Here is a 19,160-nt window from a genome sequence, read left to right as displayed (position 1 = left end):
TTAAAAAAGCTGTTCAATGTCAAAAAGTAGTGTACGAGGAAGAATCATCAACCCTTCTGTTTCTCTTTCTTCTCAACATAATCGAGTATCATGCGCACCGCACCTTCCACTCCGGTTTTTCCGACATTTACTACCATATCGTAATGTTTCGGGTCATCCCTTCTGGCACCTGTGAATTTCCGGTAATACTCATTACGCTGTTCATCCCTCTCTTTGAGTTCCTTCAGACTCTGACCCTCATAATACTCGGCGCCCTCCCGCTCACGGTACTCATCATCCGCATACAGGAAGAACGAATATGTATGAGGCTGCTTTGCCAGTACAAAGTTTGCACAGCGGCCGAGGAATACTCCCGGAGACTTACTTGCAAGTTCCAGAATCACTCTGCTCTGCTCCGTAAACATGCTCACATCTGTCATATCCTCCGCAACTCCCGCTGCCGGATATGTATATGGTGAGAAAGTAAGAGGTTCATTTTCATTGTATGAGTCCAGATATTTCTGCACATCTCCCATCTGTGCGTCTTCCAGCCCCAGCTTCTCTGCCAGCAGACAGATAATCTGCCTGTCATAAACCCTGCACTCAAGCTCTTTTGCAAGGCCTTCTGCGATCCTTCTTCCGCTTGCGCCATAGACACGTCCGATGGCAATATTGATTTTGTTTCCGTTTACTGACTGTGGGATATCCACTGTATCTCCGGATCCGGCTGCATCTTTGCCCTCTCTTGCAATCAGCTCACGCATCATGCGGTCATACTTTTTATCGAGTTTATAGCAAAGGGCAATCAAGAACATAATGATCCAGATTGCGATCGGTACATAAAGGTAAAATGTCCTGATCACGGAGATCGCCTCTGCCGTCTGCTCTGCCGCAGTGGCTTTCAGCCCGTCAAATGCCGCCATAGAAAGAACAGCACCCATGATTGCAGATGTGAAGCCTGAACCAGCTTTCTGTCCCATACTCATAGAAGAAAACATCAGCCCTTCGATCCGCAGCCCGGTTTTCCACTGTCCGTACTCGATCGCATCGCTAGGCAGTGAATACTGGACTCCATAGAACGGGGCGATTCCGATCCCCCTCATGATGCAGGTCGCAATACCAAGGGTCACACTTGTGCTGTTAAGGAGAAACAGCAGCTGCCCCGCAATCCCGAGCAGGCACCCTGCACAAATCAGGTTCCTTTTCCCGAATTTCGGCAGTAACTTCGGCAGCAATGCAATACCTATAATGGTTGCTATTTTTTCAGATGCAGACAGGGGCATAACTAAATCTACATTGCCTAAAATATACTGGCAGTAATAGGTCAGGTCCGTTCCGATAATAATCTGGTACACCGTATAAAACAGCATCAGTCCCAGTGCAATCAGGAAATAAGGATTTGTCACCGTCGCCTTTAAGGCAGTCCAGAACGGAATATTTTCTTTGCTTTTCTGTGCAGTCTGCACGCGTTCCGTGCAGGTTGCGTATGTATTCAGAAGTACAAACACGGAGATAACCGCATATACACTCGTCACGATGATCCACGCCGCCTGTTCGTTGTGTATCATCCCGGCTACTTTGTTAATCAGCGGCAGGGTAAATGCCGTGATGACCATGCTGGCCGTGATGGACAGAACCATACGGACATTGCAAATAACATCTCTTTCCCTGCGGTCACGGCTCATCAGGGAACCTAGCGCATGGAACGGCTGGCTGATCGCCGTATAGACGACCGTATTCATAATATTATAAGTGACGAAAGCGTATATGATTTCCCCTGTGGGCCCCAGCCCCGGCATCGTAAATAGTACTACGGCAGCCAGTGCATACGGGACGGCCAGACGCAGGATCCAGATTCTGGATTTTCCATATTTGGAATGCGTGCGGTCTATAATGGTTCTCATCAGTACGTCTGAAAATCCGTCAAATACACGGGATACAAGCATGATCATTCCGACTGATCCCGCTGAGATTCCCACAACGTTTGTATAGAAATAAATGAGAAGGGTGGTTGTCATTGTATACATCAGTGTCAGCGCCGGATCGCCGAAACAATACGCGAGCTTCTCCGATACCGGCACTTTTACAAATTCGTTCATGTCCTTCCCATGCTGCTTAAAATTCAATAATTCGGCTGGTGATTTCATAATACAGATTCCTCCCGGTTCTTATCTGCGTAAGAGCCTATCTCAAGAGTTCTTTCTCTATCCTCTCTCTTGCACGCGGTGCTTCTACATCCATGCGTTCCGGGTATCCGAATATGGATACACAGGATATTGCGTCTCCGCCAACCTTAAATGTCTTATTTGCAAAATCCATTTTACGCAAAGTTTCAAAAATTCCTTCAAAATCCACATCGCCCTCTCCCATCGGGTTATGCTGGTGGATGGAAACATCTTCTTTCCCCCTCTGGTTCAGCCACGGTGGATTCAGGATATACCGGCAGTCCTTCGTCTGGTTGAAGGTATCTGCGAAAAGTACATGACTCAGATCGTCTCCCGCATATTCCAGCATGGAACGGACGTCCCCTTTTCCCTGGTCATAGAAGAAACCGTGGGGTGCAGAGTACACATATTTCAGGTTATCAGAACGATAACTCTTCACAAGGTCGCAGGTTTCATTATTCAGCTCGCAAAAATCCCACGGATGTGACTGGATCTCTACACGTATTCCTTCCTTCTCAAAAAGCGGAAGTAGCTCATCCATCGAGCGGAACCACATGCCATTGCAGATCTCCTGCTGGTTCGGGTCGCCGGAAAGCTCCGTGTTGATTACCTGCACGCCCATATCCACTGCAATCTCCACCATACGTTTCCAGTTCGCCACCGCAATCCTGCGCTGCTCCTCCGTCGGCCCCGACCACCGGTATACCACAATGAAAGAGGAAATCTCCACGCCCGTTTCCCTCAGGGCCCTGCGGTACTCTGCCTCACACTCTCTGGAGAAAAGCGGGTGCTTGTAAAACGGATTGATCCTCGGATGCGGTGACTGTTCGATATATTTATATCCCCAGTCCGCAACCTGATGTACCATATCTCTGATCCCCATCTGTTTTGCGAGGACATCAACGTCAAATGCAATCTTCATAATCAGACTCTCCTTTCATTTTCTTACAAACCAGTTTTTTCTGCAATATATTTTCTCGCCTTTAGTGCATATTCGAATGGATTTGCTTTCGCCGGGTCCTGTTCTGCCTCTACAACCACCCAGCCTTGGTAATCCGCTTCCTCCAGAATACGGAAAATCGGTGCAAAATCCACATCCCCGTCTCCCGGTACGGTAAATGTCCCAGCACGCACGCCTTTTAAGAAACTCCATTTCCCGTCCCTCGACTGCTTTACAACTTCTTTTCTTAAGTCTTTCAGATGGACGTGGCGGACCCTGTCCACATATTTCTTCAAAATCTTTTCCGGGTCAATGCCGGCAAATGACAGGTGCCCGCTGTCAAACAGCAGGAAGACCAGTTCCGGGTTCACAGATTCCATAAAACGGTCAATCTCCTCTTCCGTCTGCACAACCGTACCCATGTGGTGGTGGAAAGTGAGCACCATGCCCTGGTCTTTCGCAATCCTGCCGAGCTTGTTCAGGCCTGTCACCAGCTTCTCCCACTCTTCGTCATTCATCACATACTTGCCTTCCTGAATGGGATGGTCCAGCATTCCCTGTATGCTGTAGCTCTGCTCGGAAACACCGATGCATTTCGCCCCCACCTGCGTTAGGAACTGGCACTGTTTGATAAAGGCAGCTTCTGTCTCCTCATACGGCCTGCTGATCAGAAACGAGGAAAACCATTGGTTGCAGATTGTCATGCCCCTCAGGTCAAGGGCTTTCTTCAATACTTTTGGATCAGCCGGATAATGACTGCCCACTTCTGAGCCCTTGAATCCGGCGAGGGCCATCTCGCTTATTGTCTGCTCAAATGTATTTTCCTTTCCCAGATCAGGCATGTCATCGTTCGTCCACCCGATCGGGGCAATTCCAAGAGATACTTTATTTTTATCAAGCATGATGATTCCTCCTAATGTCCTATCCGAAATATTTCTGCACGAATGCTTTTGTTACTTCTGCTGCCTTCTTCACATTTTCATCCAATGACATCTCATAATATTCCGGACGGAATTCTTCAATCGTGCATACACCGTCAAATCCGATTGATTTCAATGCAGCTGCAATCCCTGCATGGTCCACAACGCCTTCTCCCGGCCAGAGACGCTTGTCATCTCCACAGGAACCAAGCGGCAGGTCTTCACAGTCATTCAAGTGGTATGCAAAAATCTTCTTTCCGTCTGCATTCTGAAGGTCCTCGAGCTTTGAGCACATTTCGTGGAAGTGGAAAGTATCTACCGTAATACCTACATTGTCTCTGTCTACAGCCTTTACGACATCATAGGCTGTTCCGAACTGATTAATAGAGCAGTTTGGAGCACCACAGAATTCCAAGGAGATTTTGATGCCAGAGCCGACCTTGTCGGAAAGATAACGGAGTCTCTGTACAGCCTCTTCCCTGATCTCTGAAACACTCTTGTCTTTTACGTCAAACTGAGGTACGGTAATCAGCATTTTCATATCAATTGCATTGCAGACCTTAATAATGAAATCCGTTTCCTCATCGATCTCTTTTACACCCTCCTCATCTCTCTGGTTGAAGTAGATCAGGGTGTTGTAAGCCCACGGTTTCAGATGGTGGTTCTGAAACCAGTCAGCGAGTTCTTCCAGTGTGTGGTCCTTCAGGTAATCCTTGATGCAGTCAAAACGAATCTCTATGTAATCAAAACCATATTTTTCACATGCTTCCAAATCTGCCATTAAAGACTGTCCTTTACACTCCAGTGCTGTTGCTTCATTAAATCCTATTTTCATTTTCATATCCTCCTGTCAACGAGTTCTCTTCCCGAGACTACTATATTGATTTATTTTAATATCCTAATTATTTTAGCGTACACGTGCACGCGTTATTCAAAAAAATTATTTATAGAATTCTGGTTTTTCAACGGTTACAACTTTTTCAATCTCCCCGCTTTCCTGAGCCTTTACGAGTGCATCTGCCGTAACAGCCGCAAGGTAGCCGTCCCATGTACTTGGCCCTTCAATTACTCCTGCTGCCGCACAGTCAACCCAGTTCTGGATCTCTGCATCATATGCGTCTTTGAAGAGTACGAAGCAGTCTGTTGTGATTTCTGTAGAACACTGTGCATTCTTTCTGACAGAAGGAGCCATCGGTGTTCCCATCTTTAGTGCGCCGTCCTCGCAGACAACTTCACAGTTGATATCATACCCGAACTTACAGTTTACAAAACATTCCACATCAATGCAGATACCGCTCTTTGTACGCATAAGCATAATCTGTGGATCTTTCAGTTCGGAGTGTGAGTACTTCGTTACCTTTGGCATGATCACCTGAACGCTATCATAGTCGTCATCTACAAGCCAGTGGCAAAGGTCGATCTCATGGATCACGGTGTCGTGTACTGCCATTGGTGTGTTATAGTTTGTTCCAACCTCTGGATTCCTGTGTGTGCAGTGCATGATCAGCGGCTCACCATACTCTCCTGTCGCAATCGCGTCCTTGATCTGGTTGTACCCCTTGTGGTAACGGCGCATGAACCCGAGCTGGATCAGATGCTTTCCTGACTGTACCTCTGCATCCATAACCTTTCTGCAGTCATCTGCCGTTGTACACAGCGGCTTCTCGCAGAATACTCTTTTTCCGGCTTTAATCGCCTCCAGAAGGTCATCCACATGTGCAAATCCCGGCGATACAATTAATACTGCATCTACATCCGGATCGTGAATCAGCGCCTTCCCGTCTGTGTAAATCTTTGCCCCGCCTGCAATCCCGGCAGCTTTCTTTGCACCTTCCTCAAATACATCTGATACAGCAGTTACCTGTGCCCCCTGAATTCTCTCTGTGATTCTCTGGATATGATCTCTTCCCATTCCGCCGCATCCGATTACTCCTACATTTAACATTTTTGTTTCCACCTTTCATCTTGTTTGTTTTATGATGTGTTCTTGTTTTTGTTTCTGTGATTGTATAATATCATTGCGGGCACGTGTACGCAATAGTTTAATTGCACAAATTTTAATCTCCATTTTTATTCAACTTCACTATTTGACAATTAATAAACAAAAAAAATGTGCAAAATGACTTTTTCCACTGCTGAAAAAATGCTTTTTGCACATTTCTTTGTTAAATTTAACCAGATCCCCTCAGGGAGATTTATATATTATATTTTGTTTTTATCACAATCTCTGTATACTGGTATTCTTCCTCCGGGTCCTTTCCGTCAAACAGTTTGTCAAACAGCACCATGACCGGCCTGTAGCCCTGTGAATAAGCATCCTGTCCCAGAATAAACTGAATCGTCCCGTTCTTAAGTGACTCGATGTTGGAATCCGTGATGTCATTGGAAATCACTTTTACACTTCCTTTAAGTCCCTTCTCCCCAATCACCTGGCAGACGCCCTTCGCACCGGAGGCTGCCAGATAGATTCCGTTTAATTCTTTATGTTCTTTTAGAACTTCCTGTGTAATCTCTGCCGCCGCCCTGTCATTATCATAAGCATACCGGATTCCAAGCAGCTTAACATCCGGCCTGCACTGGTTCAGTTCATTGATAAACCCCTCCGCACGCTCCTTGTGGGACTGATTGGACGCATAGCCTGAAATCACCTGGACAACTGCATTATCCGGCAAAATTTCCGCCATAAGGCCGGCCGCCGTTCTTCCGCTCTGTCCCGCATTCTGCCCGATGAAACACATTCGCTTTGTTCCTGCTGCATCGGAGTTGAATGTAACAACAGAGATGCCCTCTTCTGTAAACTGGTCGATCGTATCGGCCAGCCTTTCTTCATCTGACGCGACGAGGCCGATCCCGTTGTAACCTGCCCCCTTCATCTTATGCATTGCCGCTATAACCTTGTCAGAATCAAGCTCTGATATCTTCCTGATAGTTACCGTGGCGCCGAGGCGCTCAACTTCCTGCTTCGCGTCCTTTGCCCCTTCCAGCACCCCCTGCATAAACGGGGTTTCCATAGACTGTATGATGATCCCGATCTTGATCGAGTGCTTTGCCATCGCCAGCGCTCTTCCCGCTCTGTTCGGCTGGTATCCCATCTCATCTGCAATTTTCCTGATCTTTGCAGCCACCTCCGGATTGATCCGCCCGCGCTCTTTCAAAGCACGGTCTACAGTCCCCCGGGACACACCCGCTTTATCGGCAATCTGCTGTAATGTTACCGCCATTGTACTCTTCTCCCACTTACTTTTCTTCCTACTGCCAATTCAGCACTTAGACATCCTTTTTTAGAATCTCATTATACAAAATTATGAATTGCACGAGTTTCTTCCCTATGATACTATATTTTTATATTGTTTTGTACTAATCATGAACATTGTTTGCTATTTTGTCAACATTTTTTTAAGTTTCTATTACAACGGTACTATTAAACATTTTTTCATTTTGACAAAAGGAATTTTTTTATGAAAAATCAGATGTTATTTGGTCATAAGATAGATCAATATTTTGACGATATGCTGGCAGACCTTGGCGCATTAGTTTCTATCCCTTCTGTATGTGATACCTCCTCCAGGCAAAAACCATTTGGCCAGCCATGCAGGGAGGCACTCGATTACATTCTGAATCTGGCCGGGAGGCTTGGGCTTACAACTGCAAATGTGAATTATTATGCAGGAGAGGCAAGCTATGGTACCGGAAATTCATACATAGATATTTTAACCCACGTCGATGTCGTTCCCGCGGGGGACGGATGGAATACAGACCCCTATGAAATGGTGAAAAAAGGAAACTTTTTGTATGGACGGGGTACGGCTGATGACAAGGGCGCCGCCATAGCTTCTCTCTATGCACTCAAGGCACTGAAGGACGCACACGTTGCAGGCAATTACTGCCTCCGCACGGTATTTGGCTGTGGTGAAGAGATTGGAAGCAACGATTTGGATGTGTATTACCGCAAACGTGGATATCCCGTAATGGGATTTACTCCGGACTGTTCCTATGGAATCTGCGGCAGCGAGAAAGGAATCCTGTGTGCAGACTTCTCTGTCCCACACAGCAGATGCAGCGTTGTCAAGTCTTTCCATGCAGGACTTGCTGTAAATGCAGTTCCGGATAAGGCACATGCAGAAATTTTTTGTTCTAATATACAGTATGACAAGTTAAAGGCCGCCATTCAGGGAAATTCCGGTTTTTCCATCCGAAAAGAGGGGGATCTCGCCTTCCTTAACGCTGTCGGGAAAGCCGCACACGGTGCAGAACCTGAACTGGGAGAAAATGCAGCATCGAAACTCATACATCTGTTATATGAGGTATTTACGCGGGATGAATTAGGACTGTTACTGACATTTGCCGCTGAAAAAATCGGGCTGGAATATGATGGTTCCTCACTGGGAATCCGAATGGCCGACAAGGAATCCGGCCCCCTGACTTTAAATGCCGGGATAGTTGCTGTGCAGGATGGCACGGAGCTTATATCAGCTGATATCCGCTATCCCGCCACTGCTTCAAAAGAAATGATTATAAATCAGCTTAGGCAAAATGCCGCTGCATATCAGGTAACCGTTACAGAAATAAAGCATATGGCACCGCTTCATATCCCCGTGGAATCCTTCATGATTTCGGCAATGTCTGACGCCTATAGGGCCGTTACCGGAGAAAACTGTAATATCTATTCCACTGGCGGCGGAACCTATGCAAGACATGCCCGCAATACCGTTACCGCATTCGGGCCTGTCTTTCCGGATGAGCCGCCCAGCAATGCACATGGTCCCAATGAACATATCGAACTGGGGCATTACTTAAAGCACTCAAGAATCTGTCTGGAGGCAATGTACCGCCTGTTCACTGCCCCCATTTCTGTTCAGTAATTATTTTCGCTCAGTGGCCATCATTGCCGCTGGCCGATGCGATGTGAAGACCGGCGTACCTTTTCGAAATACGCGAATAACCCCTCTGCTATGACCGGGTCGATGACAGGCAGCCCCGTTGTTTCTTCCAGTTCGCCGGCAATTCCGATCGTCCCGAGTCCCGTGCAGGCCAGTGCGATTACCTGCGCGCCCTGCTCTTTCAGCTCCATGCCTTTCTTTAGAGTACTGGCTCTTCCCTCCGGGGTCAGCAGATCCAAAGTACTATCTACCCCGTCCGGCTTCCCTAAGATCATTTTCCCATAAAGCAGACGCCTGTATGCGGCAGGGGCATAGTCCGTAATTCCCAGAACCCCGATTTTTTCTCCGTACTTAAGCGCCAGTGCGGCCGTTGTCTCTCCGCCGCCCGTTACCGGGATGCCCGGTATCTCTTTTCTGATTTCTTCTACACCGGGGTCATCCGCGCAGCTCACGATCAGCATATCTGCATCCTGAAATGTCTTTGCCGTCTCAACAATTTTAGGAATGGCTATCCGGCACAGTTCTTCGCTGTGTATTCCCTCATACTGATCAGGTATACATTTCGTCTCTACCTCGATTCCGGGAAATATTTCCATAATCGTTTTTCCGTGTGCAAGAAGCACTTCCTGATCTTCCGTTGTCAATACGCGGATTAATCCTACTTTAAATGTCTCCATATGTTCCCTTCCGGCCGTATTATGTTTCCGGCCCTGCTACTGTGCCCCCCTTCTGCCGTGCACAGTAACTCCTGCTTTTGCTACACCATGAACTTTCCGTCTTTTATAACGAGTATATCATCCAGATAGAGTGTCGGTTCCAAAATAATCCCATCCATATGGCACTCTGCCTTATTGGTCCCTCCAAATGACGTGTTTGTTCCAAATGCTATATGGACGGTCCCGTATACTTTTTCGTCTTCCAGAATAATGCCATTTAAGACAGCGGCTTCATTCGTTCCGATCCCCAGTTCGCAGAGTGTGGCGTTTTCTTCCGATTTCAGCAGTATGTCCAGATTCTCACTCTTTTTGCCTGTCACAGACCTTAACTTTCCCCCGGAAACCACTACCTCCAGCGGGGCATCCAGTTTTCCGATGCCGACCATAGAACCGTCTATGATCATTTCCCCATCCGAGCCGTCTTCCAGCGGGGCAATATACGCTTCTCCCGACGGAAGGTTGCCGCATTTTCCGGGACACTTGTAAACTCCGGGACTCGGCACCCCGTTCCGGCCTTTTAAGGAAAGATTCAACACCTTCCCTGCTTTTTCAATGCGTGCCGTCTCTGCTGTCGTCAGCATTGCAGTGATTCTGTCCGTGAGTTTTTCCACTTCATTATAATCGGCAGTCATCGCTCCCCGGCTGAACATTTCCTTCGTGATCCCCGGCATGGTTGCCACCCTTGCCCCGGCCGCAGCCGCCTGGATTCTTGCATTTGTATGGGTCAGCGACTTTGCTGAAGGCGCTATCACGATGTCGGCCCCCTTCATCGCCTCCGCAACGACCTTAGGAGGCTCTTCGCCATTCACGGTCCTCTCTTTCATAATCAGGATCATGCCTTCACATCCAAGATTCTTCGAGGCATCGTAAAATGCTTCGCCGATTTCCCTCCTGCTGTCGTCTGTTACAACAAGCACAGATTCCCCCTCTTTCGCATCCAGACACGATTTCAGGATGCCTTCTGCAATATTTACCAGTTCATTCATGTCTAACTCCTCTTTCATGTTATTTCACATCCGTCAGTTCAGATACAACTCTCGCAAGAAGCGTCCTCGGCAGGACAACCATTTTCCCTGTCTTCTCTGCGAACATATCCTTCATCTTTTGAGTATACCCAATACAATCCAAAACGATCAGATCGGCATCCATTTCTTTTGCCTCATCTGCTGCTTTCTCCAAAGTCTCCCAGTCTCCGTACGGGGAGGCGGCTATGGATTTTACCTGCTTGACATAATTTTTCCATTTATTCTCTGTCTGCTCCAGTTGAAGCGGGGACGGGGTCATACAGATGATATTGGATTTCTTGCTCATCAGCGGGACAAGCCGGTCCAGTATTTCGCACGGATAGATAAGCGGGATGTTCTTTGCCGATAGTGTCTCTGGAAAGCTGCCGGTGCAGAACACCATGATCAGCCGGCATCCGTCCTCCTCCATCCTGTCGATCGCTTCCTGAAGGCGCGGGAGAATATAGCGCTCGGCAAATGTCACGGAACTCCCGTCATTCAGCCTTGACACAAGCACATAGTCCCCTTCCCCGGGAGCAAACTTGGCAATCTGTTCCCTTGTCAGGCCATCCAGGCCGCCTGCCTGAACAAGTTCGATCCTGCCGCCAAATATATCCATAATATCTGCAGTCACATCCACCCGGGGTGACTGCCCGATTGTAATTGCACCTATCTTCATACCGAATCCCTCCTGCATTTTATCACTTTGGGTTCTTCATACTGAAACATTATTCTTTTCCAAGTGTCTGGAAATGTTTCATTGTTCCATAAAGTTTCTGCATTCTTTCAAATTCCTCTTCATCATAGAACCTGCACTGCCCCCTGCCAAATGCTTTTGCAACTTCCAGCATGAAGCGTGCCGCTTCCTCTATGTCTGACGCATGGCTTGCCCCGGTTGCACATCCCGGCACCATTGTTTCTGCCGTAATTGCAACACCGACTACAGGCGCATTGGTTGCCGTACATGGCTGGAGCACACTGTTTAAGTGGTGCAGGTCATTTCCATATGGAGTGATATCCTGAATTGCCAGTGGGAATACATATGGCAGTTTTCCTGTCGTTATCTGCATCAGGTCCAGCAGGTCATCGGATGTGCGCAGGATATATCCTTCTTTTACAGTAGGGGAAATCGCGAATCCCCTCGTATTGATAACGCGGTTTCCTTTGGTCGTATCCACGGAAAGGATTGCATCAAGGTCATCGGAAACTTCCTCTTTATTTACCTGGGACATCTCTACAGGAGAGCCCATGAACGGTACTGGATCATGCGGCGCCGTCGGTGCATGCGGGCAGATATGTGTAGAGATAAATACATCTCCTTCCAGTACATCCCCCTTGTTCTGCATATCCAGAAGCTTTGCCGCCAGCGCTACAGCTGCCAGTGCGCCGTCCCCGTCGGATACGAATCCGATCCTTTCCGGGCGTGCACCAATTCCGCCAAGCCTACCGAGAAGTCCGATCGTCGGAGCCGTCCCCCCCTTTGCCTTGCCATTGCTGCCGGGGATTCTCACCTTCAGCATGTCTGTAGTTCCTTTCGGTCCTTTTAGCTCGTAAACGGTAATGTCCGCATCCGGCTGGATAGCACGGAGATATTCCTCCACCTTTTTTCCCGTTACAAAGCTGCTGTCCAATACCTCATACGCATCGATAATCTGTTTCATTAACATTTCCTGTTCCTCCTTTTTCATCTCTTCTAAAATTTAGAATTCCGTTAAAACAAAAAGCCAATGCAGGCCACCGGAATGTGCGGTCGTTTCCCCACATCCGGTAATGCCCTGCATTGGCGCCTTAGGTTCAGTATATCATTTTAAATAGCGAAAGTCCTTATTCATGACTGACAAATCTCAGTGCTCTTTTTGTGCACGGTGCACAATCATATAAGTTGTCCTTCATCGCCAGAGCCCCACTCTGGAAATACTAGACGTTTTTCTTTAAAACAGTCATCGCCGTGTAATGAAGGATATTAAACTCCTCAGGTGCAATTTCCTTAAGCAGGGCCCTGTGCTCCGTTTCGAAGCTCTCAACCTCTTCTTCTGACAAAGAGGCCCCGATGCCACGGCACGCCTTCATCCGCCCGTTCCAGCTTTCCCTTGTGAAAGGCACCTGTATATCAAAAACCTTTTCACTTTCCATTGTAAAATATGTTCCGTACACATCTGGTATGGAAATCGGATGCCTCCGCTCTTTGCAGCCCGTCCAGGCGGGGTTGTATTTTAAAATCAGATCCTCACTTTTTCCGGCAATCATGTCCTCAAACGGGAGCCACGCCATGTACAGAACAATGAACCTTCCGCCGGGTTTCAGCATTCTCCAGATGAGAGGCGCAAGTTCTTCATGATTGAAATAGGTAAAACATTGACAGGCAGTGATCACATCAAACGTCCCGTCCGGAAAACCACATTTTTCGGCAGGCGTACAGTGAAAGTCTATATCCATGCCGCATTCTTTCGCAAGAGCGGCAGCCTGGCTGATCTGATTTTCCGAGATATCAATTCCTGTAAAATCGGCTCCATACCGATACATGTTGCGCGGAATCACACCTGTTCCCGTTCCGATATCCAATACCTTCTGGCCTTTCACACACAAGCCCAAGTCGACCAGATTCTGATAAAACTCCTGTGGATAGATGTCCCTGTATTTTGCATAATCAGATGACGTACGCCCCCAGTCGAAAGCCTTACCGTGATCTATATTTTCATTCTGAATCATATCTCGTATCTCCCTCCTTATTTGCCGCCTTTAGCGTGGTTTTATATCTCTTATTAAATATGATGCCTCATCATAATCCTCTTTCTTTACATAAATCGTGTACTCATACTCCAATTCCAGTTTCTCACCAAACGTCCCCGTATGAGCCCTTGAGCCTGCCGCCATCGGGGAGGGGCTTTTTCTGTTTATAGTCTTAATATCATAGTCAATCTTATTTTGCGACAAAATGTTTCGTATTTCCGACTGTTCCCCCATATTGTATGTACTTACCAATTCTTTGCGGTTAAATACTGTAATCATCCTCGTCCTCCTTTTCTTCCTGCGAACATGGGCATCTTGTTATTCACATTTTATCACTATGAACAGATAAAGTCACTTGCTTTATATAAATTGGGAGCGTAAACCACAACAGTAACCAAAGTATTTGCACTTTCACGATTTTTGTATTTGTGGTATACTATTTACACTTAGCGAGGTTTTATCGAGCTTAGTGAAAATGCATACCTGAACACTTGATGAGGTTCTTTCGAATCTAGTGTTCATGGTATACTGTTCCCGTGCATATACTGCACATTTCCCCTCCGGCATCCTGCAATACATGCCGTGCAGGTGGATGAATCTGCGGCGTTTGCTGCAGAATAAGGTAAAAAGGAGAATATTATGAGTACGCAGAATCTTACATTGCTGACAGACCTGTATGAGCTGACGATGATGCAGGGCTACTTTGAAACTCAGGAGAATGAAACGGTTGTATTCGATGTGTTTTTCCGCGAGAATCCGAATAAGAGCGGATACTCCATTATGGCAGGGGTAGAACAGGTAATCGACTACATCAAGAACCTCCATTTTTCATATGAAGACGTAGACTATTTGAGAGGCCTTGGCATTTTCAGTGAAGACTTCCTGCACTACTTAAGCGGCTTCCATTTCAGTGGAAGTATTTATGCAATTCCTGAGGGGACTGTGATTTTCCCGAAGGAACCGCTTGTGAAAGTGATTGCACCTATTATGGAAGCACAGCTTGTCGAAACTGCGATTTTAAATATCATTAACCACCAGAGCCTGATCGCAACCAAGACTTCCCGTGTTGTGTTTGCAGCACAGGGGGACGGCATCATGGAATTCGGGCTTCGGCGCGCTCAGGGACCGGACGCGGGACTTTACGGTGCGAGGGCTGCCATGATCGGCGGATGTGTCGGCACCTCCAACGTTCTGGCTGGGAAGCTTTTTGACGTTCCGGTTATGGGAACCCATGCGCACAGCTGGATCATGAGTTTTAAAGACGAATATACCGCATTTAAGGAATACGCAAAGTTATATCCTGATGCATGTACTCTTCTTGTGGACACTTACGACACACTGAAGTCCGGTGTGCCAAATGCGATCCGGGTTTTCCGGGAGATGAGGGAAGAAGGAATTATTTCCAAGCATTACGGTATCCGTCTGGACAGCGGGGACCTTGCCTATCTGTCCAAGCAGGCCCGCAGGATGCTGGATGAGGCCGGATTTACGGATGCAGTCATCGCAGCTTCAAACGATCTGGATGAAATGCTGATCCACGATCTGAAGATGCAGGGCGCAGCCATCACTTCCTGGGGCGTTGGCACGAACCTGATCACTTCGAAAGACTGCCCGTCTTTCGGCGGGGTGTACAAGCTGGCTGCCATCCAGAATGCAGAAGGTGAATTCATACCTAAGATCAAGATTTCTGAAAATACAGAAAAGATCACGAATCCGGGCAACAAGACAATCTACCGTGTATATGATAAAGAGACTGGCAAAATCCGCGCCGACTTAATCTGTTTCGCGGATGAGACATATGACACATCCAAAGAACTGCTGCTGTTCGATCCGAATGCAACCTGGAAGAAGACACGGCTTGCGGGCGGGACTTACACGATACGTGAGATATTAAAGCCAATATTTATACACGGAGAATGCATTTACACCTCCCCGTCTGTCATGGAAATTGCAGAGTACTGCAGACACGAAAAGGAAACATTGTGGGACGAGACAAAACGTCTCTTCTACCCGCACCGCGTATATGTTGATTTATCACAAAAACTGTATGACACAAAAGCAGCATTATTGGATGACCTGAGCCGGTAAACCGGCCCTGTGAATTTTGTGAATTTAACATACGATTAATAACATTAGAATATTCTGAAAATGGAGAGCAAAGGGGTCAGACCCCTATGAAAAAGGAGATTTATTTATGAAGATTATAGTTTTAGCCGGAGGACTCAGCACGGAACGTGATGTGTCTCTTTCTTCCAGCGCGGAGATTTGCAAGACGCTGCTGGCAAAGGGGCATGATGTTTTTCTGCTGGATGTGTTTCTTGGTTTCCCGTATGATATAGATAAACTGGAAGAGGTGTTTACGCTTCCGGGACACGGACTTGAGATTGCGAAAAATGTAGGTACTACGGAGCCGGATATTGAAGCTGTTAAGGCTTCGCGCCCGGACCAGTCGGACTGTTTCCTCGGGCCGAATGTGATCGAGCTCTGCCGTATGGCTGATATTACGTTTCTCGGGCTCCACGGAGGTGAAGGCGAGAACGGCAAGCTTCAGGCTACTTTTGACCTGCTTGGCATTAAGTATACGGGACCGGATTCTCTCGGCTGTGCCGTGGCTATGGATAAGGGCTTTACGAAGCAGGTGTTCCTGCAGGCAGGGATTGATACACCGGCAGGCGTCAGCCTTCATAAGAAAGTGAAGGAGAATTCACTCAAAGCGCTCGGACTTACCCTGCCGGTTGTTGTGAAGCCCTGTTCAGGGGGGTCCAGCATCGGCGTTTATATTGTGAATTCCGAAGAGGAATATAAGGATGCCCTGAAGAAGTCTTTTAAATATGAAGATGAAGTCGTGATCGAGGAGTATATCAAAGGGCGGGAGTTCGCCTGTGGGGTAATCGACGGCAAAGCGCTTCTGCCAATTGAGATTATCCCGAAGACCGGTTTCTTCGATTATGCAAATAAATACCAGGACGGTGCAACCAACGAGGTCTGCCCGGCCGACATCAGCAGCGACATCTCTGACCGGATGATGGAACTTACTGTAAAGGCTTACCATGCCTTGAAACTAAATGTCTACAGCAGGGCAGATTTCCTGCTTGATGATACAGGTAACCTCTACTGTCTGGAGATGAATACCCTTCCGGGAATGACAGCGGCAAGCCTCCTGCCGAAAGAAGCAAAAGCAATGGGGATTGAATATGGTGATCTGTGCGAACTGATCATCCAGAAGTCTTTGGAAGCAAGATACCAGAAATAGGAGTACGCTATGAAAAATATGACGTTAAAAGAAATCGCCGTTGCATGCGGCGGAATTTATTATGGGGATGAAGACTGCTATTATAAGGAAGTCAGCAGTGTCACCATCGACAGCCGTAAAATTGAAAAGGATTGTCTGTTTGTTGCCATCAGAGGCGCGCGCGTTGACGGTCATATGTTTATCCCCCAGTCCATCCGCGACGGCGCCCTGTGCGCCCTGTCTGAAAAACGGATCGAGGGTGCTTCCTACCCTTATATTATGGTAAATTCCTGTGTGCAGGCTTTAAAAGATATCGCAGAGCATTACCGCCGTTCTCTTCATGTCAAGGTCGTAGGAATATCCGGAAGTGTGGGAAAGACTAGCACAAAGGAAATGATTGCATCTGTTCTCGGCCAGAAATTTAAAGTCCTGAAAACAGAGGGCAACTTTAATAATGAAATCGGACTGCCGCTGACCGTATTCAAGATTCGCGAGGACCATGAGGTGGCTGTCTTAGAAATGGGAATCAGCGATTTCGGTGAAATGGAACGGCTCGCCAAGATTGCCCGTCCTGATATCTGTGTAATTACGAATATTGGATGCGCACACCTTGAACAATTGAAGTCCCGTGAAGGAATACTAAAGGCCAAGACTGAAATGTTCCTGTATATGAATCCAAACGGAAGTATTGTCTTAAACGGTGACGATGATATGCTTTCCACTGTAACTCCTGCCAACCGGATCGACCCGATCTTCTTTGGCCTGAACCCCGGATGCAGATACTATGCAGAAAACATTGAAAATCTCGGTTTAAAAGGAACCACAGCCTTGTTCTGCACTCCGGATTCCGAGTTTACCGCACATATTTCCATCCCCGGCTCACATATGGTATACAATGCACTCGCCGCGATTGCAGTCGGACGGGTTCTGGGAATGGATGATGCCGGAATTAAAAAAGGCATTGAGGCTTTAGTTCCTCTGGCCGGACGCAGCAACCTGATTGAAACCGGACACCTGACGATCATTGATGACTGCTACAATGCAAATCCAGCTTCTATGAAGGCTTCCCTTGATGTCCTTTCAAAGGCAGACGGACGGACTGTTGCTATACTTGGTGATATGTTCGAGCTGGGGCCGAAAGAATGTGAGATGCACAATGAGATCGGCCAATATGCTGCAAAAGCCGGAATCCACATGCTTGTCTGTATCGGTGATCTGGCCCGGGAGATCGCCCGCGGCGCTGCTTCTCTGGAAACAGGTATGGAAATTTACCACTATGATACCAAAGCAGAATTCCTGAACAGCGTGGATTCTGTCATCAACGAAAACGATACAATTCTGATAAAAGCTTCTCACGGGATGGAATTTCCCGAGCTGGTAGAAGCGCTTAAAACGAGGTAATTATGGAATATCAAATGCTGGTACTGGATCTGGACGGCACGCTGACCAACTCTGAAAAGAAAATCACACCGCCTACCAAGAAAGCTCTGATCGAGATTCAGGAAGAAGGGAAAAAAGTAGTACTGGCAAGCGGACGCCCCATCAACGGTGTGCTGCCGCTCGCCGAAGAACTGGAGCTTAAAAAGTACGGAAGCTACATCCTGTCCTTTAACGGGGCACGTATCACCAGATGTTCCGACGGCCAGCTCCTCTATAACCGCACACTGCCCCGGGATGTACTGAAACCGGTTTATGACATTACCTGTTCCTATCCCGGACTGGATATCATCACCTATGAAGGGCCTGATATCATTTCAGGCATTGCCTGCAACGAGTATACCGAAAAGGAATCTTATATAAATAAGATGCCTGTCGTACATATGGATGATTTCACAGGACACCTTACCTTTTCTGTAAATAAACTCTTGATCACCGGCAACCCGGCCGTGATAGAAGAAGCAATGGAAGATTTGAAAAAACGTTTTCACAAGCTGCTGAATATCTACCGTTCTGAGCCTTATTTCCTTGAAATTATGCCACAGAACATAGATAAAGCCTACTCCCTCCAGAAACTCTTAAGCAGTCTGGGCCTGACTGCGGACCAGATGATCTGCTGCGGGGACGGCTACAATGACCTGTCCATGATCGAATATGCGGGACTCGGAGTTGCTATGGAAAATGCGCAGCCAATCGTGAAGGACAGCGCCGATTTTATCACTCGCTCGAATGATGAAGACGGAATTTTATATGTAATCGAAAAATTTATGAAAGAAACATGAGGCATCTGAATATGGACATTCAAAAATTTTATGAAACAATCGGTGTTGATTATAATCTTGTACTTAGAAGACTTCTGCGTGAACATTTGATTGATAAATATCTGCACTTATTCTTAAAGGATAACAATTTTGACCGCCTGGGAAAAGCACTGGAAGCACGAGATTATGAGGAAGCCTTCAAGGCTGCCCACACGCTCAAAGGACTCTCTTTGAATCTGGAGCTGACCCCTCTTGCAGAAGCTGCCGCAGAATTGTCCGCCTATCTAAGACCCCTGACTGCTGAGACACTGGACCCTGATGAAGTGGAAAAAAAATACGAGAAAGTTAAGACCGAATACGAAACCATCAAAAATCTGATATCTTAAAGGAGCGCGT

The 19,160-nt window shown here is 47.2% G+C and carries 18 protein-coding genes; 6 read left to right on the top strand and 12 right to left on the bottom strand.

What is annotated here, in order from left to right:
• Window positions 1–47: 47 nt before the first annotated feature.
• The 6 genes from A8806_RS04450 to A8806_RS04425 form a co-directional block, all read right to left on the bottom strand.
• Window positions 48–2,126 (bottom strand): cytidylate kinase family protein, encoded by a 2,079-nt coding sequence (locus A8806_RS04450; RefSeq protein WP_109729982.1) that lies wholly within the window; start codon window positions 2,124–2,126, stop codon window positions 48–50.
• 37 nt (window positions 2,127–2,163) lie between these two features.
• Entirely contained in the window at window positions 2,164–3,066 is a 903-nt protein-coding gene (locus A8806_RS04445; RefSeq protein WP_109729981.1) for a sugar phosphate isomerase/epimerase family protein, read from the bottom strand.
• Between the two features lie 23 nt (window positions 3,067–3,089).
• Window positions 3,090–3,986: a myo-inosose-2 dehydratase gene (gene iolE / locus A8806_RS04440; RefSeq protein WP_109729980.1), complete on the bottom strand. Its 897-nt coding sequence runs from the start codon at window positions 3,984–3,986 to the stop codon at window positions 3,090–3,092.
• Window positions 3,987–4,005: 19 nt separating this feature from the next.
• Complete coding sequence (locus A8806_RS04435) at window positions 4,006–4,839, bottom strand: sugar phosphate isomerase/epimerase family protein (protein WP_109729979.1); 834 nt, start codon at window positions 4,837–4,839, stop codon at window positions 4,006–4,008.
• A gap of 105 nt (window positions 4,840–4,944) precedes the next feature.
• Window positions 4,945–5,949, bottom strand: a complete 1,005-nt coding sequence (locus tag A8806_RS04430) for a Gfo/Idh/MocA family protein (RefSeq protein WP_109729978.1) — start codon at window positions 5,947–5,949, stop codon at window positions 4,945–4,947.
• A 250-nt stretch (window positions 5,950–6,199) separates the two neighbouring features.
• Window positions 6,200–7,225: a LacI family DNA-binding transcriptional regulator gene (locus A8806_RS04425; protein ID WP_109729977.1), complete on the bottom strand. Its 1,026-nt coding sequence runs from the start codon at window positions 7,223–7,225 to the stop codon at window positions 6,200–6,202.
• A gap of 237 nt (window positions 7,226–7,462) precedes the next feature.
• On the opposite strand from A8806_RS04425, the gene A8806_RS04420 reads away from it, so the two are divergent.
• Window positions 7,463–8,866 (top strand): Sapep family Mn(2+)-dependent dipeptidase, encoded by a 1,404-nt coding sequence (locus tag A8806_RS04420; RefSeq protein ID WP_109729976.1) that lies wholly within the window; start codon window positions 7,463–7,465, stop codon window positions 8,864–8,866.
• Window positions 8,867–8,886: 20 nt separating this feature from the next.
• Here the strand turns inward: A8806_RS04420 and A8806_RS04415 are convergent, their stop codons facing one another.
• From A8806_RS04415 to A8806_RS04390, 6 genes are all read right to left on the bottom strand, one after another.
• Window positions 8,887–9,561 (bottom strand): aspartate/glutamate racemase family protein, encoded by a 675-nt coding sequence (locus tag A8806_RS04415; RefSeq protein ID WP_109729975.1) that lies wholly within the window; start codon window positions 9,559–9,561, stop codon window positions 8,887–8,889.
• Between the two features lie 80 nt (window positions 9,562–9,641).
• Window positions 9,642–10,586 (bottom strand): aminopeptidase, encoded by a 945-nt coding sequence (locus A8806_RS04410; RefSeq protein WP_109730224.1) that lies wholly within the window; start codon window positions 10,584–10,586, stop codon window positions 9,642–9,644.
• A gap of 19 nt (window positions 10,587–10,605) precedes the next feature.
• Entirely contained in the window at window positions 10,606–11,283 is a 678-nt protein-coding gene (locus A8806_RS04405; RefSeq protein ID WP_109729974.1) for an AroM family protein, read from the bottom strand.
• 49 nt (window positions 11,284–11,332) lie between these two features.
• Window positions 11,333–12,271, bottom strand: a complete 939-nt coding sequence (locus tag A8806_RS04400; RefSeq protein WP_109729973.1) for a DUF1177 domain-containing protein — start codon at window positions 12,269–12,271, stop codon at window positions 11,333–11,335.
• Between the two features lie 250 nt (window positions 12,272–12,521).
• The gene (locus A8806_RS04395; RefSeq protein ID WP_109729972.1) at window positions 12,522–13,313 is read right to left on the bottom strand and encodes a class I SAM-dependent methyltransferase; all 792 of its coding nucleotides are present in this window, start codon (window positions 13,311–13,313) and stop codon (window positions 12,522–12,524) included.
• A gap of 30 nt (window positions 13,314–13,343) precedes the next feature.
• Window positions 13,344–13,613, bottom strand: a complete 270-nt coding sequence (locus A8806_RS04390) for a hypothetical protein (protein WP_109729971.1) — start codon at window positions 13,611–13,613, stop codon at window positions 13,344–13,346.
• A gap of 360 nt (window positions 13,614–13,973) precedes the next feature.
• On the opposite strand from A8806_RS04390, the gene A8806_RS04385 reads away from it, so the two are divergent.
• From A8806_RS04385 to A8806_RS04365, 5 genes are all read left to right on the top strand, one after another.
• Window positions 13,974–15,422 carry a nicotinate phosphoribosyltransferase gene (locus A8806_RS04385; protein WP_109729970.1) on the top strand — a complete coding sequence of 483 codons (1,449 nt, stop codon included), beginning with the start codon at window positions 13,974–13,976 and terminating at the stop codon, window positions 15,420–15,422.
• 106 nt (window positions 15,423–15,528) lie between these two features.
• A complete protein-coding gene (locus A8806_RS04380; RefSeq protein WP_109729969.1) occupies window positions 15,529–16,587 on the top strand; it encodes a D-alanine--D-alanine ligase family protein in 1,059 nt (352 codons plus the stop codon).
• A gap of 9 nt (window positions 16,588–16,596) precedes the next feature.
• A complete protein-coding gene (locus tag A8806_RS04375) occupies window positions 16,597–17,967 on the top strand; it encodes a UDP-N-acetylmuramoyl-tripeptide--D-alanyl-D-alanine ligase (protein ID WP_109729968.1) in 1,371 nt (456 codons plus the stop codon).
• A 2-nt stretch (window positions 17,968–17,969) separates the two neighbouring features.
• Complete coding sequence (locus A8806_RS04370) at window positions 17,970–18,785, top strand: Cof-type HAD-IIB family hydrolase (protein WP_109729967.1); 816 nt, start codon at window positions 17,970–17,972, stop codon at window positions 18,783–18,785.
• A gap of 11 nt (window positions 18,786–18,796) precedes the next feature.
• Window positions 18,797–19,150: an Hpt domain-containing protein gene (locus tag A8806_RS04365; protein ID WP_181368580.1), complete on the top strand. Its 354-nt coding sequence runs from the start codon at window positions 18,797–18,799 to the stop codon at window positions 19,148–19,150.
• Window positions 19,151–19,160 lie beyond the last annotated feature (10 nt).

Origin of the sequence: Faecalicatena orotica (assembly GCF_003149245.1) — a bacterium.
GTDB lineage: Bacteria > Bacillota > Clostridia > Lachnospirales > Lachnospiraceae > Faecalicatena_A > Faecalicatena_A orotica.
The sequence above is the reverse complement of the archived record's forward strand: the minus strand, read 5'-3'. Positions and strand labels throughout refer to the sequence as shown.

What these genes read in the sequence shown, in the direction of transcription:
- A8806_RS04450 (WP_109729982.1), bottom strand. Translation starts at nt 2,126, where the DNA reads ATGAAATCACCAGCCGAATTATTGAATTTTAAGCAGCATGGGAAGGAC.
- A8806_RS04445 (WP_109729981.1), bottom strand. Translation starts at nt 3,066, where the DNA reads ATGAAGATTGCATTTGACGTTGATGTCCTCGCAAAACAGATGGGGATC.
- iolE (WP_109729980.1), bottom strand. Translation starts at nt 3,986, where the DNA reads ATGCTTGATAAAAATAAAGTATCTCTTGGAATTGCCCCGATCGGGTGG.
- A8806_RS04435 (WP_109729979.1), bottom strand. Translation starts at nt 4,839, where the DNA reads ATGAAAATAGGATTTAATGAAGCAACAGCACTGGAGTGTAAAGGACAG.
- A8806_RS04430 (WP_109729978.1), bottom strand. Translation starts at nt 5,949, where the DNA reads ATGTTAAATGTAGGAGTAATCGGATGCGGCGGAATGGGAAGAGATCAT.
- A8806_RS04425 (WP_109729977.1), bottom strand. Translation starts at nt 7,225, where the DNA reads ATGGCGGTAACATTACAGCAGATTGCCGATAAAGCGGGTGTGTCCCGG.
- A8806_RS04420 (WP_109729976.1), top strand. Translation starts at nt 7,463, where the DNA reads ATGAAAAATCAGATGTTATTTGGTCATAAGATAGATCAATATTTTGAC.
- A8806_RS04415 (WP_109729975.1), bottom strand. Translation starts at nt 9,561, where the DNA reads ATGGAGACATTTAAAGTAGGATTAATCCGCGTATTGACAACGGAAGAT.
- A8806_RS04410 (WP_109730224.1), bottom strand. Translation starts at nt 10,586, where the DNA reads ATGAATGAACTGGTAAATATTGCAGAAGGCATCCTGAAATCGTGTCTG.
- A8806_RS04405 (WP_109729974.1), bottom strand. Translation starts at nt 11,283, where the DNA reads ATGAAGATAGGTGCAATTACAATCGGGCAGTCACCCCGGGTGGATGTG.
- A8806_RS04400 (WP_109729973.1), bottom strand. Translation starts at nt 12,271, where the DNA reads ATGTTAATGAAACAGATTATCGATGCGTATGAGGTATTGGACAGCAGC.
- A8806_RS04395 (WP_109729972.1), bottom strand. Translation starts at nt 13,313, where the DNA reads ATGATTCAGAATGAAAATATAGATCACGGTAAGGCTTTCGACTGGGGG.
- A8806_RS04390 (WP_109729971.1), bottom strand. Translation starts at nt 13,613, where the DNA reads ATGATTACAGTATTTAACCGCAAAGAATTGGTAAGTACATACAATATG.
- A8806_RS04385 (WP_109729970.1), top strand. Translation starts at nt 13,974, where the DNA reads ATGAGTACGCAGAATCTTACATTGCTGACAGACCTGTATGAGCTGACG.
- A8806_RS04380 (WP_109729969.1), top strand. Translation starts at nt 15,529, where the DNA reads ATGAAGATTATAGTTTTAGCCGGAGGACTCAGCACGGAACGTGATGTG.
- A8806_RS04375 (WP_109729968.1), top strand. Translation starts at nt 16,597, where the DNA reads ATGAAAAATATGACGTTAAAAGAAATCGCCGTTGCATGCGGCGGAATT.
- A8806_RS04370 (WP_109729967.1), top strand. Translation starts at nt 17,970, where the DNA reads ATGGAATATCAAATGCTGGTACTGGATCTGGACGGCACGCTGACCAAC.
- A8806_RS04365 (WP_181368580.1), top strand. Translation starts at nt 18,797, where the DNA reads ATGGACATTCAAAAATTTTATGAAACAATCGGTGTTGATTATAATCTT.